This window comes from Paenibacillus sp. FSL P2-0322 (assembly GCF_037975315.1).
Classification (GTDB): domain Bacteria; phylum Bacillota; class Bacilli; order Paenibacillales; family Paenibacillaceae; genus Paenibacillus; species Paenibacillus polymyxa_B.
Map to the genome: position 1 here is coordinate 4,878,579 of NZ_CP150243.1, position 14,084 is coordinate 4,892,662.

The following is a 14,084-nucleotide window of genomic DNA, read 5'->3' on the forward strand; positions in this document are numbered from 1 at the left end:
AAAAGGGTATTTTACTCCAAATTTGAATCTTTGGAGTGAAATACCCTTTTTTACGGTGTGCCTATTCGTTGCAGTGATTGTCCGTAAAGTCATCCGAACCCTGAATGACTTCACAGTCGCAGTACGAGAGCTTGTCCGGTCTAATGAAGGACTACGGCTGTATTCATCTCTAACTTTCTTTTGTGAATCTCAGCCAGCAACAGTGCAATGAAGTCACATTCAAGTTTAAGCTCGATTGCCATCTGATAGGAATCCAAAAGCATTTCATCCGTCAGCATAGCCATCCTCGACACAACCTTTCCTTTTATTTCAAAATCTATTCTATCAAAATACCAAAATCGGAACAAGCGTTCTGTTATCCACAGTCAATTGTGGAAATCCTGTGTATAAATTGTTGGTAAGTGTCGTTAACCCATATATGTGACAGGGGATAATGTGGACAATATTTATACACAGAATTTTGACGCTCGAACACAAAAAAAATATTTTTATTATTTATATAAATATATTATATTTAGCGTCTTGTTAATAGATTATATTGGAATTTTTTTAAAGAAATCAGAAATTTATTGAGGTCTTGTATTAACCTCTAAAATCCATACCCGTCCACTCTGATCAAGCCCGTAATCAAATCCCAGTTGTCCGATCCCAGGAAATCTTCTTTCCAGTACAGGAATACAGCGCTGTGTAAGTTGAATGATTTCTCGCCGCTTTTGAATAGCAAGCCGCCGGGGATATATCATCCGAAGCGCCTCTGTTCCCTTCAGCAAAGTTCCCCCTTTGCACAGATTTGTAATGACCAGTCCGGGACGAGCATGACGTGCAACCACCGCACGAAAATCCCATCTCTGCCCTTCCTTCACGACTTTGACTCGATAGTCGACAGGTCTACCTTGAATACTTGCCAGTTGGATGCCTTGTTGAATGAGATATGGACGTTGGATTCGGAGCTTATTGATTCCGAATACAAGTGCTCTAAAATGACTGAACCGATGTGTATGCTCCATACGCGTACAGGCGTATCCTCTACGCTCCTTTGCCACACGCATGACTCCGATTCCTCCGCCTCCTTTTACAGGTTTTATAAATACAAAAGCATGCCGCCGCAGCATCATGCGCAATTGATCTTCACTATATAGACAGGTTTCCGGTATATAAACGGCGGTATGTGGATGGTGCAGCAGCGCCTTCGTCTTTAGCCATTTGCTTGCAAGTTGTCTCATCTAACCCTCTCCTTTCGCCGTCAGGTATACTTATACATACTCAACAGGAAGGTTCTATTCTTGGATGATTGTCGGTGGCATGTGTCTATTTCGACAAGATCATGGCGAACGGTAGCATGCACCGAACATCACTGGTACAATGACAATAATCTACTACCATTTGCACGGAGCAGCGGAAATTACCGGCAAATCGTTTTTTTCAACAAGGAGGTCAACTCATGAATAGCAAAATTGGCATCATGGACATTGGCTCAAACTCCATACGTCTGGTGATCTATGAAATGACAGAGACAGGAGCCTATCGAATTGTGCAGGAATGCAAAGAAGCTGCCCGACTGAGCGAAAAGGTTGGGGCCAACGGCCGTATGGAACGAGAGGCGATTCGAAGCATCGCTCCATTGCTGCGCCAATTTATGGCGGTATGCCATATGCACGGGGTTGTCCGTATGCGTGCAGCAGCAACAGCAGCCATCCGCAATGCCACGAATTCGGACGAAATCGTCCAATGGATCGCGGAGGAGACAAATTTAACACTGGAAATACTGAGCGGAGAGCAAGAAGGCTATGCCGGTTTTCTGGGAGTAGTGAACACTATGAATGTGAGTGACGGAATCATTATTGACATCGGGGGTGGCAGTACCGAAATTACGTTGTTCCGCGATCGAGAACGACTGCATACTGTGTCATTTCCCTTTGGCGCCGTCAATATGAATTGGCGCTTTGGACGTGAGGTCAAGAATGGCGAATGGTCTCCTCAGCAGATTGAGGAAATGGAGAGCTTTGTCCGTTCTTCCCTGCAAAATCATGATTGGATCTTCTCCAATCCGGGTCTGCCATTCATCGGGCTAGGTGGAACCCTGCGTACTTTGGCTAAAATCAATCAGAAACGACTGGATTACTCACTTCCTGTGACGCACCATTACGAAATGACGATAGAAGATGTCGATTACTTCTATGGCAGTCTGCCCCATCTGCCCTATGAAAAACGCAAAAAAACAGCCGGCCTGTCCAAGGACAGAGCCGACATCATTGTACCGGGTCTTATTATATTGAAAACGATATTTGAAGCTGCTCAAGGCTCCGCGTATTTAGTCAGTGGAGCGGGTCTGCGAGACGGCCTATTTCATGAGCTGGTCAACGCTGAACAGCCCGTGGTAGCTAATCCGCTTATCACATCCATTCGCAATATCCTTTCGTTTGCTGTCCCGGTTAGCGAAGCGCATGTCAAGCGGGTTAACGAGTACGCCGTCCGGCTCTATGACACATTAGCTGGCGGAACCTCAGCTGCTATGGACAAACGCTTGTTACTGACCGCAGCAACTCTTTACAAAACGGGAGCTGCCTTGAATTACTATCATTTCCGCCAGAATTCCGTGTTCTGGATCTTACATGCAGGCATTGGCGGTTTATCCCATAGGGAAACGGTACTAGCCGCGTTGATCGCGGATTACCATCCCAAGAACCGGACACCCCGTTTGCTACGCACACATGCGGATATTTTGGAGCCTTCCGACGAGGAACGTGTACATCGGCTCGGCTCGCTGCTCCAGCTCGCGATTGGCATGGATCGAAGTGAGTCCGGAATGATTAGCAGCATCAATCCCACTACAGGGGATGATGCACTGCATCTTCGTCTGGAAAGCAAGAGTGAACCCATATTAGAACAACGGGAGCTAGAATCAGTTGCCAAAGATTTCCAAAAATCATGGAATCTTACATTGTCGTGGTCCATTCTACCTTCTTCCAATTTCTAACCTTCATCGCTTCAGATTGGCTCCTGATGGGAGCCTCTTTGTCGTTTCTGGACACAAATTGATAGCTGCCGTTAGGCATAAGCTGGCGTGCCTTCACATTATCTCTTAACGATAAATGCAGAATATCTGCCAGCATTTCTTTGATCCCGTCATCATAAATCGGGCACATCAGTTCAATTCGGCGGGTCAAATTTCGCGTCATCCAATCCGCACTGGACAGAAACAACTCGGAATTGCCTCCATTTTCAAAATAAAACAATCTGGAATGTTCCAGGAAGCGGTCTACAATACTGATGGCACGTATGTTCTCGCTGAATCCTTCCACACCCGGACGCAAACAGCAGACCCCTCTAATGATAAGATCAATCTTCACACCTGCTTGGGAAGCCGCATATAGTTCATCGATCATCTCCTGATTGGATAAGGAGTTGATCTTGGCAATAATCCGGGCGGGCTTACCTGCCAATGCTTGCTCAGCTTCCCTACGGATGAGTTCAAACAGCTTGTTCTTCATTCCCGTTGGAGCCACCGTAAAAGCTTGCAAAGTCTTGAGCGCAGAGAATCCCGTAATTTCATTAAACAGTTCGGAGGCATCCTCGCCAAGTACCGGATCCGACGTAAACAATCCGATATCCGTATACACGCGCGCCGTGCTTTCATTATAATTGCCTGTGCCTACGTGCACATATCGTTTGAGTGCGTTGCGCTCATGGCGTATGACAAGAATGATTTTGGCGTGCGTCTTCAAGCCAACCAGCCCATACACTACGTGACAGCCTGCTTTTTCAAGCGTACGCGCCCAGGCAATATTACGTTCCTCATCAAAACGGGCTTTCAGCTCCACCACCACCGTTACCTGCTTGCCCGATTCGGCCGCACGTGCCAATGCCGGAATCAGCTTCGATTCCCCGTTGACACGGTACAGGGTCATTTTGATTGCCATCACATCCGGGTCCTCTGATGCCTCAATGATAAAATCAGTTACCGCATCGAATGATTCATACGGATGGTACACGAGCACGTCCCGTTTGCGAAGCACGTTGAAAATATCCTCTTGCGGGGGCAGTTCTTCCGGATACAGTGGTTTGATTGCCGGAAATTTCAAATGCGAATACCCCTCCAAATGATCGGCAAAAGACGACAAAAACGTCAGATCCAACGGCCCGTCCATCTCAAACACATGATCGAACAGCTTGAATTCGCGTTGAAGCTCCATCAGGGCATAGGGATGAATCCCTTTTTCTACTTCCAGTCTTACCGGCGCCCCCCGTCGTCTTCGACGCAGCTCTTTTTCAATCTCTTCGAGCAAATCTTCGATCTCTTCTTCATTAATGGACAAATCGGAGTTACGCGTAACACGAAAGGCATGAACCGCCTCCGGAACATATCCGGTGAACAGCGTTTGAATGTGATGCTTGATTAGTTCCTCAATTAAAATAAATGATTTCTTCTTGCTGTTCGACCGCAAAGGCACCGTAACAACACGTGGAATATTCGAAGGCACCTGCACAATGGCAAAAAGTGGTTTATCCTCCTCTGTATCCCCGGGACGTCTCAAGACGACCGCTAAATATACGTATTTATTGTGAACGAGTGGAAAAGGACGGCTCTGATCGACCGCCATCGGCGTGAGCACCGGAAATATAATTTCATGAAAATATGCATCCAGCGACTTGCGCTGTGTCGTATTTAAGTCTTCATATTCGAACAGTAAAAGACCCTTTTTCGTCAAGAGGCGAGAAATATCACGATAGGTCCGGTATTGTTCCGATACCATTGAGACGGTACGCTTGATCAGGCGTTTGTACAAACCGGAGGGGGTATATCCCGTAAAATCCTTTTGCATAAAACCCGCCTTGATCTTCTCGCGCGTCTCTGCAACACGAACAGCCATAAACTCATCCAAATTGCTAGATACAATCGCCAAAAATTTGGCTCTCTCCAGCAACGGTGTATCTGCATCCTGAGCTTCCTGAAGCACACGGCGATTAAATTCAATCCAGCTTAAATCTCGGTTAAAGTAACGTTCTGACCCGGCTTTATCCTTATTCTGACTCTCTATCAACATATGGCCTCCATCAATTCATGCAGTATAGTTACCCTTTATTGTACTATTAGATGAAACGCACTAGCATCACAGCAGTGTAAACGCAATGTAAAATGTGTGTAAACACAAACTGGATGTTTGAAAAGGTCAATCGGATGCTTTACAAAAATAGCATTAAGCGGTACAGTGTTTACGTCTGTTTCATAGAGTAGATTGACGAACCGTTCCTTTTTCAGTTGTTTATGTTCATTATGATGTGTAGTAACCACTTAGAAGCCACGTTCAATTGCTGATTTTTAAATGGCATGATATAGGGAGGATTTACGTTATGGAACCCAAGAAAACGCCACGCGTACTGCAAAAAAACATCGAATTTTTCACCGCGGCGCTATCTCAACACCTCGTTTCGGTCTGGCAAGAGGACCCTACAGGTGTATACTGTGAGATTGGCTGTGGATATATCGAGTTATTCAGTAGCGAGATGATTCGGGTGCGCAATCAAGATGGAACCCCAAGCCATTATGACCGCAATATTACCATGTTTCAGTTAATCACGAAGGATCAGCCGATATAATTATTATATGCTATGCCTGCGCTGTTCTTCCAGATTAGAATTGTTTTATGTTACAATTACCGATTTTCATATCTGCTGAATCCTGCAGTTTTTCCAAAAAGCGCCTCAGAGCGCTTTTTTTGTCGACTTTTTTTGAACATCGTTTCGAAAAGCAGTATGATAAGGGAGCATATTACCTAAATTTAAAGGGGAATCAACCGATGGAGCATACAACATCAGATGGACGCATCCTGGTTATGACCGCGGTTGAAGGCGAACGGGAAGCTGTACTGCGGGGCCTGAAAGGCGATACCCGTTTTGTGGTCGAGCTGGCTGGCGTGGGCGCACCGTCCGCAGCGGCTTCAACCGCGCTAGCACTGGCGGCGGCTGGTGACTACCGGCTGGTTATCAGCGCCGGAATTGGTGGCGGCTTCGTGGAGGTCGCTGCACTGGAAAGCGTCGTTGTTGCTGACGCGATCATTGCTGCCGACCTGGGTGCCGAGACGGCAGAGGGCTTCAGCAGCGTGGACGAGCTGGGTTTCGGCTCAAGCCGAATTGCCGTGAATGTTGCCACCGCGCAGCGATTCGTTCAGGCGTTGCGTGCCGCTGGACAGACAGCTGTCGCGGGGCCGATCCTGACCGTCTCTACGGCCACCGGTACGGCGGCAACAGCGGAACAGCTGGCCAAGCGCGTTCCCGGAGCTGCTGCCGAAGCGATGGAAGGCTACGGCGTAGCCGTGGCGGCAAATAGGCTGGAACTGCCGACGATGGAAATCCGCACGATTTCCAATGCTGTCGGTCCACGTGACCGTGCAGCCTGGCAGATCAAAGAGGCTTTGCAAGCGTTGGAAGCCGCATTTTCTACATTAACGGAGGTTATATAGATGCAAATTGCTTTTTCACCTTGTCCTAACGACACTTTTGTCTTCCATGCCCTGGCGCATGGATTGATTCCGGGCGCACCCGCGCTGGACATTACATTTGCCGATATCGACATCACCAACAATCTGGCGATCACACCAGACGGACTCGATATCATGAAAATTTCGTATGCTGCACTCCCTTGGGTGCTAGATGAATATGCCCTGTTGCCTTGCGGGGGCGCACTGGGCCGGGGTTGTGGGCCGCTCGTGCTGACCAGGGAAGGTTCCACGATCGAAGGCCCGGAAGCCCTGTCTGGCAAGCGTGTAGCCGTTCCGAGTGAACGTTCCACTGCCTATCTGCTGTTCCGCCTGTGGGCAGCCAAGCATGTGCCTGGGGGTGTCGGCGAGATCGTCGTGATGCCGTTCGACCAAATCATGCCTGCTGTCCGTGACGGGGAGATAGATGCCGGACTGGTTATTCATGAAGCACGGTTCACGTATCCGTCCTACGGACTTAGTAAGCAAGTCGATCTGGGGAACTGGTGGGAAGAAGATACAGGGCTGCCGATCCCGCTCGGAGCTATCATTGCCCGCCGTACGCTGGATCTGGATGCGATCACAAACTGGATACGCGCCTCTGTCGAATATGCTTGGAAGCATCCTGAAGCTTCGCGTGAATATGTATTGTCTCATGCGCAGGAGCTTTCACCCGATGTCGCCCAATCGCATATCGACCTTTACGTAAACGATTTTACCGCCAATCTGGGCGACAGCGGATATGCCGCCATCGAAGCTTTGCTTGGTCGCGCTGCGCAGGAAGGGCTGGTACCTTCGTTTGATTTAGCCCAACTGCGCCCTACTTCCACAACAACACGTTAAAAGGGACAGACATGCCATGCATGTTTTCATGCTGAATAGAGTAGTTTAAACATATAAAACCTCCCGAACGAGCACATGGCCTAGCCAGGCGCCCCATTCGGGAGGTTTTATCATTTCATATGGCGAATCCTCATTCGGACTCGCTTGATCCTTATTCTTAGTTCTGTTCCTGCTCCACAACCTCGGTCTTAAATACGTTATCCAGTTTGGTACCCAATCTTTTGACCAGCGGCACCTTGATATCCCGGCTCAGCTCCTTGAAAAAAGCGTCCATGTCACAATTAATCTTATCCAACACGACCTTCACGGTACCCTCTTCCAAGATCTGCTCATTCAGATCCTCCGGTACGGTAACCGAGATATCATACTTCTTGCTTAACGTTTTAATGTAGCGGGTAAAGATTTCGATAAGCTCCTCATTGTTGAACTTCTCAACTGCAACTTGCCCTTTGTTAGTAAATTTCAAATTCACTCTCACGTTAGCATTTCCCCTTTTCCTTTTGACCATTTATTTTGGATAAACGTTGAACCTTTCAGAGGCTCTTCAAAGAAAGGGCCTTACCGGTCGTTTTAGACTCTTGTCCTTTGATATACTAAGTATAACACATTAAGGCCGTTTTCATTTCCCAACTTGTCGTTTTATGATAAAAAATGATACAATTTGCGCATTTTCAGCATAAATTCTTTCTTTTCATGCCAATCATTAGAAATAGTTTATACACAAATACACAAAAAAACGCCTATCTCGCAAAAGAAAGACGTTTCCGTATAGATGCCTAAGTGGTATGCATTTACAGAGGTTTCGTACATTCCCAACCGTGTGAACGATACTCACGCACAGCGTCTCGTATATCCTCAATATCATCAGAATGCAGTAAAACGGCAGGTAGAATTACCCAATATTCATTCTCCGCTAGATCAATAAATACGTCCTCGACATCGTAATATTGCATATCGCCAAATGCCGTATCCCTAATTTTCTGTCCAACCAAAGGTGTAAACTGGGAATCAAATGTTTTCATCACCTTCGTATATTCCTTCACGCCCGTTGCCGAGATCTGCTGTGAAATAATGACGCTCAATGCTGTTACCTCCCTGACCTAATAATGCTCATTATACCCTTCTCTCAGACCTTCTACAAAACCTTGTGCAAAAAAAATCATAAAAATCAATAGGCCGATGCCAATAGCTACGGAGCTGATTACGATAATGAAGATCCCCTGCGTGTCTCTTTGTTCCATCTTTTTAGTCAAAATTCCGAAAACAAGACCTATGATCCCCAACAAGCCTCCAACGACAAAAAAACTAAATACGAACCCCAAACCTGCAAAAATCCAGCCAAATAGAGCGAGCACCCAGCCCTGCGGCTGTGGCTCACTCTGTTTCATCTGCCAGCGTTCCCTCGCTGTAGGTGTATATCTGTCCATTCCTTAGCTCCCCCGCTCATTGCATCTCTTAAGAAAAAAATTCGCTCGCCTTCTCCCGATGGACAGGCTTGATATGCATGTCCAACACTTTCAAAGCTGCCAGCACAACTCCCGCATCATCTGTAAAACCCAACATTGGAATAACATCTGATATAGCATCTAATGGAGAAATAAAATACGCCAAGGCTCCGAATGCTACCCCTTTGGCATACAGAGGCGTTTCAGGATCTATCGCACAATAGTACATAGCCACCGCATCCTTCACAAAGGGAACTTTTCCAGCCGTGGACTTTACCTTGTTGAAAAATCCCTTTTTCACCTGTTCTTCCTGTTTTGGATCATACTTGGCTTTGGTTACGTCAAAATCCTTCATAGGTTCCTCCTCTTGCTGACTGGTGAGTTTGAAAGTGCCACCTTCCCGCTTACCAAGCGGATAATTTTGAACCGTCATTTTCACTAACTCAACAGACTTATAGTCATATTTTACTATGACCTCCTTTGATATTCTAGTATATTTTTCCTATTCCTTGCTCCTATGTATTTGTACAGGCTTTTGCTTACGATTCCAGAACAAACTAAACGACCTTTCCCATTAGAATTTCGAGAAAAGGCCGTTACTAAAACAATATGAATCTTTTACTGTTTACCGTTGCTATAAATCGTGCTTAACTTGGATGTTGCTCTGATGCCATTCGGACCTTCAATAATGGCACGTCCTTGTTCAGTATAGCTCGATCCTGCCCAGTCGTTTGACATATCCAAATATTCTAGACCTGATCCATTTCCTTTCCAAGACCATCCGAGATAACCTACACCTTTTTGTTGGGCATAACTCATAATGGTGGCCTCGTCAACATCACCATTTGTATGCTTGATTCCGAATTCTCCAATGATGAGAGCTAGATTTTTGTTTAATACATTGTCAATATTGCTTTTTACTGTTTCGGCATTTCCCCCAGCGTATTCGTACATATGAATGGAGAACATCGTATTTTTAAGCGGATCGGCATCAAACACTTGCGTTCCGTAGTCAAAAATCGACTTCGGATATTGCCCCCACCCAGCGGCGTCAACCATAATGGTATTTTTGATGCCAGCATTTCTTAGCTTTGGAATAACTGATTTATACCCCTGTGCCCAGCCGTTCCCATCCCAAGTACCAAACCATTCATTCGCGATGTTGAGAATGACTGTATTTTCTTTTCCAATCAGTGCACTTTTCATTTCAATCCAGTAATCTGCGATTTTATTCAACACAGCAGCATTATCATTTCCCGTACCATCATGTACTTCAAGGATAACAACCAATTTGTTTTGTTCTGATAAAGTGATCAGGTTTTGCAACGCTGACAAATCATCTTTCGTCCATTGTTGACCGTCAGACAGCACGATTCTAATCGTGTTCGCTCCGGTTTTGGCAATTGCAGGTATCGCAACCGACTCTTGACCTTTGTACCAAGTGTAAGCGTGATTAACTCCTCTCATGACAAAGGGATTTCCGTTGCCATCATAAAGCGTCGTACCTTTAACATAAAATCCTGTATTTTGAGAGGAGTCGGAACTTGTTGTTACTTTTAAGACATTACTTGGTTCCGAAATATTGCCTGCTGCATCTTTCGCTTTTACAGTGAAGTTGTAGGATGTGTTCGCAGTGAGACCCGTCACTGTATAACTTGTTGTGGTGCTCGTGCCTACCAGATCTGTTCCGTTATAAATAACGTAGCCAGTTACACCTACATTGTCTATTGAGGTCGTCCATGTAAGAGTGACAGATGTGCTCGTCTTGGATGAGCTTTGGAGGTTTGTTGGGGCGGTTGGTGGTGTCGTATCTGTTGTCGTATCAATCTGCGTGAATCTCCACCTTTGCTGAGCGCTACCGTTGTCGGCCCATTGTTGAACGTTTGCACCGTCATGGGTATAACCACCGACAACATCCAATGCTTTACCACTAGATTGCGAGATCAGCTTATAATATCCACCACCAACGTCAATGATTTTCCATTTTTGCTGAGCGTTCCCGTTGTCTGTCCATTGTTGAACGTTCGCTCCGTCATGGGTATTACCACCGGCTACATCCAATGCTTTGCCACTAGATTGCGAGATCAGCTTATAATATCCACCACCAACGTCAACCACTCTCCACTTCTGTTGCTCCTTTCCGTTATCGGTCCATTGTTGAACATTCGCTCCGTCATCCTTTGATCCCCCTTCAACTTCCAGGCTTTTTCCGCTATGCTGTGCAGTAATTTTGTAAACAGCATCTGAAATAATATCCGATTGGGCAGACGGTGTTGAATTAAGCGCTAGATTAGTAACTCCATCATTGTTAGCGCTTACAATCATGGTCGGCAATATATAAACAAGCATACTCAACGAGATCAAACACGACAATAACTTCTTCATTTTGTAACCTCCAGGTAACCAGCGTTACAATTCACCGTTTGCTCGAAGTTTCCAACATTTCTATTTAACTGCATCTCGACTTACCCCTCTCCCTTAGCTTATATATTCAAATTTCCATCCCTTAGGCACGTACTACGATCTCTCCCTTCCGGCCATAATTCGGAAAAGAAAAAAGAACCAAAAAGAGCTCTATCCTAATATTAGGTAAACGCTTTCAATTATTCCAAACTAATTATGTGATTGGGAAATGAATTCTTACTCATTCTAGTTTACGTTATACTAAATGTCAATTGTTAGCATAACAAAAATATGTAAAATACAATAATTATTAAAAAAACAAACACCATATAAACATAACAAATTAGTGATATTGATTACCAAGGTTCTTCCATTACCTCCTTTTTTGCTCTAAAAAAATTATATTCATTGTTTTTTTTACACAAGGACGAAAAATAGAAAAAAAACAAAAACATTTAACTTCATTTTGTTAGTCTAATGTTTTTGGAACAACCATCTTGTTAGCTAATTTTAGCACGACAAACCTCTACCATAAATTTAAATTTTTCCGATGATCTTGAATAGCATAGCAAATGAGTTCTTTGAAAATCATAGTCAAAAAAAGCACGCTATATTGGTACTACCAATATGCGTGCATGAAAGAAGATATTGAAGTTCTTCTTGATCCATCACCCCCGTTAATCCTCAAATGTCTCACCGTTCTGATACTTGGTTGATAACTCTATTCTTTCTTTAATATTTACCAGATACACACTGCCTGCAATCAGCACCAGTCCCACAACAAACGTCAAAGTAAGTGATTCCTTGAGCATTACCATACTAAAGACCGTGGACAACACCGGTATCATAAACGTATAGGAGCCGACGGTTCCTGCATCTCCGTTATCGATCAGTTTAAAATAAATCATCCAGCCCATCGCAATCACGAATATCGAAATAAACAATAAAATCGCGATAAAGGAGGTAGTCCAGTGAATATCGCTCCATTTCTCGGTCGTAAATCCAATCCCATTGAGTATGATCCCCCCAAAAATGAGCTGCATCGTCACCGCCCAAATGGAGTCCAATTGATTGCTTTTTTTCTTCATATAAATCGTTCCGAGCGCCCAGCACAGTCCTGAAGCTAGCCCCAACACAATGCCCAGTACCGACAAATGCCCTGCCATCCCACCAGAGCTAATCACGATCACCCCGCCAAAACCCAGTACCAGTCCAATGACCTTCAGGGGAAACATACGCTCCCCCAACCACATCCAAGAGAATAATCCCAACAAGATCGGCTGAAGGAACACTAAAGTGGAAAATAACCCAGCAGGCAAATAACGTAGCCCTACCGTCTGCAAGCCATAGTAGCCTACAATATTAAATATGGCCAGCACAAGATAAGTCCACGCATTCTGTCTAAAGCGCAAGGTTTCCCGGTGACGCATAGCGAACAATAGCAGAATCACACCACCCAGTAGGGTACGGATTCCTGAAAAAAATATCGGCGGTGTATCTGGCAAAGCCAGCTTGGTCAACGGCCAGTTGATCCCCCATACCATCACTAATATCAAGACAAGCCACAGTGTAGCTTTAGGTGTTAATTTTTTCATAGATGTCTTCTCTCCCTTAGATTTTCATCGCTCATTGCTACCGACTAAAATCTGAATAGCCGTTTGCAAAGTTTTGCTTTACTAGCGTATACTGTGATCACTAATAAATAAAATGAATGTTTTCAATAAGGGAGATAACTTTTCACTTATGACCATTACTCAAATTATGATCTTCGTTCGCGTAGCTGAAACGCTAAGCTTCACCCAAACTGCCCATGAGCTGCATATGACGCAGCCCGCGGTCAGCCATGCCATCGCCAGCATCGAAAACGAGCTGGATGTCCAGCTATTGCTGCGCGACCGAAAAAAAGGAGTGCTGCTGACCGATATCGGGAACAAGGTACTGCTGCAATTCCGTATGATGCTGCAAAGCATGGAAAAGGTACAGCAGCAGGTGGCTGCTGAAAAAGGTCTAGACGTGGGCACGATCACGATCGGTGCCTTTCCTTCTGCCTCAGCCTATTTTCTGCCCCCGATTATTCATCATATTCGTCAGCATTATCCGAACCTTGTTTTCGACCTACATGAAGGCTCCACGAATGAAGTCAAGGAGTGGGTGCATACCAGAGAAATCGAAGCGGGTATCATCCTGTTACCAGACCCTCAGGTAGATGTCATCCCTTTATGTCAGGATGACATGGTTATTCTCCTGCCAGACGGTCACCCTTTGCAATCGCACAATAAAATCGCCATTCGAGACTTGAATCAGCAGGATATGATCTTTTGTAAAGGTGGACATGAGGTCGCCATTATGGAAGGTTTTGAACGCGAGCAAAGTCAGTTGCAGGCACAATTCATTACTCATAATATCAGCACCTTGGTCAGCATGGTTCGACAAGGACTGGGTATGGGCATTGTCTCTTCACTCGCCTTGTCCACGTTTCCCCATGATCTGACCGTCAAGGAGACTTCACCTCTGATCACACGCCAAATCGGTATCGCTGTACCATCCCTGCATAATGCTTCACTTGCTGTACAGTTATTTGTGCGAACCGCGCAGGAGCTATTTACGGATTCGAAGCAGTAGAAGCATTGGATCATGATCATAAGGAGGTCTATTCATATGCAGAGAAATCAAATCATTCGACCAAATAGCTAAATTTCTAACCCATTTCAGGTGGTTTTAGGGAAAGACGGAAACAATTCGTGGGGCCGAAATAATTGGTTGCCTATGCTGGACTACGACAAAGAGCAAATCAAAAATTAAAGGTCTATTAAGAAAAGAAAAAGAAAGAAGGCAAGCCTTACAAGGTAGCTCGGATCGCCTGCGCCAACAAGCTTATACATCACATATAATGCATTAATTCCACTGGTATATTATT

Annotated in this window: 14 protein-coding genes; 5 read left to right on the forward strand and 9 right to left on the reverse strand. The window is 45.2% G+C overall.

Going from position 1 to position 14,084, the window contains the following annotated elements; translation table 11 throughout:
• Window positions 1-140: 140 nt before the first annotated feature.
• Window positions 141-284 carry a sporulation histidine kinase inhibitor Sda gene (gene sda / locus MKY24_RS21565; RefSeq protein ID WP_023990158.1) on the reverse strand — a complete coding sequence of 48 codons (144 nt, stop codon included), beginning with the start codon at window positions 282-284 and terminating at the stop codon, window positions 141-143.
• A 282-nt stretch (window positions 285-566) separates the two neighbouring features.
• Window positions 567-1,223: a YheC/YheD family protein gene (locus MKY24_RS21570; protein ID WP_023990160.1), complete on the reverse strand. Its 657-nt coding sequence runs from the start codon at window positions 1,221-1,223 to the stop codon at window positions 567-569.
• Window positions 1,224-1,441: 218 nt separating this feature from the next.
• Here MKY24_RS21570 and MKY24_RS21575 point away from each other — a divergent pair, with 218 nt between their 5' ends.
• Entirely contained in the window at window positions 1,442-2,977 is a 1,536-nt protein-coding gene (locus tag MKY24_RS21575; protein ID WP_023990161.1) for a Ppx/GppA phosphatase family protein, read from the forward strand.
• On the opposite strand, the gene ppk1 is transcribed toward MKY24_RS21575, so the two are convergent.
• Complete coding sequence (gene ppk1, locus MKY24_RS21580) at window positions 2,937-5,045, reverse strand: polyphosphate kinase 1 (RefSeq protein ID WP_339200838.1); 2,109 nt, start codon at window positions 5,043-5,045, stop codon at window positions 2,937-2,939. The two genes, MKY24_RS21575 and ppk1, sit on opposite strands and share 41 nt — an antisense overlap.
• Before the next feature lie 307 nt (window positions 5,046-5,352).
• Between ppk1 and MKY24_RS21585 the strand changes: the two genes are divergently transcribed.
• The 3 genes from MKY24_RS21585 (at window position 5,353) to MKY24_RS21595 (ending at window position 7,319) form a co-directional block, all read left to right on the forward strand.
• Window positions 5,353-5,598 carry a hypothetical protein gene (locus MKY24_RS21585; RefSeq protein ID WP_007431922.1) on the forward strand — a complete coding sequence of 82 codons (246 nt, stop codon included), beginning with the start codon at window positions 5,353-5,355 and terminating at the stop codon, window positions 5,596-5,598.
• 200 nt (window positions 5,599-5,798) lie between these two features.
• A complete protein-coding gene (locus tag MKY24_RS21590; RefSeq protein WP_339202386.1) occupies window positions 5,799-6,461 on the forward strand; it encodes a futalosine hydrolase in 663 nt (220 codons plus the stop codon).
• Window positions 6,462-7,319, forward strand: a complete 858-nt coding sequence (locus tag MKY24_RS21595; protein ID WP_023990164.1) for a 1,4-dihydroxy-6-naphthoate synthase — start codon at window positions 6,462-6,464, stop codon at window positions 7,317-7,319.
• 157 nt (window positions 7,320-7,476) lie between these two features.
• Here the strand turns inward: MKY24_RS21595 and MKY24_RS21600 are convergent, their stop codons facing one another.
• The 6 genes from MKY24_RS21600 to MKY24_RS21625 all read right to left on the reverse strand — a co-directional run bounded on the left by MKY24_RS21600 (window position 7,477) and on the right by MKY24_RS21625 (window position 12,762).
• Entirely contained in the window at window positions 7,477-7,797 is a 321-nt protein-coding gene (locus MKY24_RS21600; protein WP_023990165.1) for a hypothetical protein, read from the reverse strand.
• A 313-nt stretch (window positions 7,798-8,110) separates the two neighbouring features.
• Complete coding sequence (locus MKY24_RS21605; protein ID WP_013311821.1) at window positions 8,111-8,401, reverse strand: hypothetical protein; 291 nt, start codon at window positions 8,399-8,401, stop codon at window positions 8,111-8,113.
• Between the two features lie 18 nt (window positions 8,402-8,419).
• A complete protein-coding gene (locus MKY24_RS21610) occupies window positions 8,420-8,746 on the reverse strand; it encodes a hypothetical protein (RefSeq protein ID WP_023990166.1) in 327 nt (108 codons plus the stop codon).
• A 28-nt stretch (window positions 8,747-8,774) separates the two neighbouring features.
• Window positions 8,775-9,119: a YkvA family protein gene (locus MKY24_RS21615; protein ID WP_049828405.1), complete on the reverse strand. Its 345-nt coding sequence runs from the start codon at window positions 9,117-9,119 to the stop codon at window positions 8,775-8,777.
• Window positions 9,120-9,382: 263 nt separating this feature from the next.
• Window positions 9,383-11,149, reverse strand: a complete 1,767-nt coding sequence (locus MKY24_RS21620) for an RICIN domain-containing protein (RefSeq protein WP_339200840.1) — start codon at window positions 11,147-11,149, stop codon at window positions 9,383-9,385.
• A 695-nt stretch (window positions 11,150-11,844) separates the two neighbouring features.
• Window positions 11,845-12,762, reverse strand: coding sequence for a DMT family transporter (locus tag MKY24_RS21625; RefSeq protein WP_023990169.1), 918 nt, complete (start codon window positions 12,760-12,762; stop codon window positions 11,845-11,847).
• 148 nt (window positions 12,763-12,910) lie between these two features.
• Between MKY24_RS21625 and MKY24_RS21630 the strand changes: the two genes are divergently transcribed.
• Window positions 12,911-13,789, forward strand: a complete 879-nt coding sequence (locus MKY24_RS21630; RefSeq protein ID WP_339200841.1) for a LysR family transcriptional regulator — start codon at window positions 12,911-12,913, stop codon at window positions 13,787-13,789.
• Window positions 13,790-14,084: the final 295 nt, after the last annotated feature.

Coding starts and splice junctions, on each gene's coding strand:
- MKY24_RS21585 (WP_007431922.1), top strand. CDS start 5,353: ATGGAACCCAAGAAAACGCCACGCGTACTGCAAAAAAACATCGAATTT.
- MKY24_RS21575 (WP_023990161.1), top strand. CDS start 1,442: ATGAATAGCAAAATTGGCATCATGGACATTGGCTCAAACTCCATACGT.
- MKY24_RS21625 (WP_023990169.1), bottom strand. CDS start 12,762: ATGAAAAAATTAACACCTAAAGCTACACTGTGGCTTGTCTTGATATTA.
- MKY24_RS21630 (WP_339200841.1), top strand. CDS start 12,911: ATGACCATTACTCAAATTATGATCTTCGTTCGCGTAGCTGAAACGCTA.
- sda (WP_023990158.1), bottom strand. CDS start 284: ATGGCTATGCTGACGGATGAAATGCTTTTGGATTCCTATCAGATGGCA.
- ppk1 (WP_339200838.1), bottom strand. CDS start 5,045: ATGTTGATAGAGAGTCAGAATAAGGATAAAGCCGGGTCAGAACGTTAC.
- MKY24_RS21610 (WP_023990166.1), bottom strand. CDS start 8,746: ATGGACAGATATACACCTACAGCGAGGGAACGCTGGCAGATGAAACAG.
- MKY24_RS21615 (WP_049828405.1), bottom strand. CDS start 9,119: ATGAAGGATTTTGACGTAACCAAAGCCAAGTATGATCCAAAACAGGAA.
- MKY24_RS21570 (WP_023990160.1), bottom strand. CDS start 1,223: ATGAGACAACTTGCAAGCAAATGGCTAAAGACGAAGGCGCTGCTGCAC.
- MKY24_RS21590 (WP_339202386.1), top strand. CDS start 5,799: ATGGAGCATACAACATCAGATGGACGCATCCTGGTTATGACCGCGGTT.
- MKY24_RS21620 (WP_339200840.1), bottom strand. CDS start 11,149: ATGAAGAAGTTATTGTCGTGTTTGATCTCGTTGAGTATGCTTGTTTAT.
- MKY24_RS21595 (WP_023990164.1), top strand. CDS start 6,462: ATGCAAATTGCTTTTTCACCTTGTCCTAACGACACTTTTGTCTTCCAT.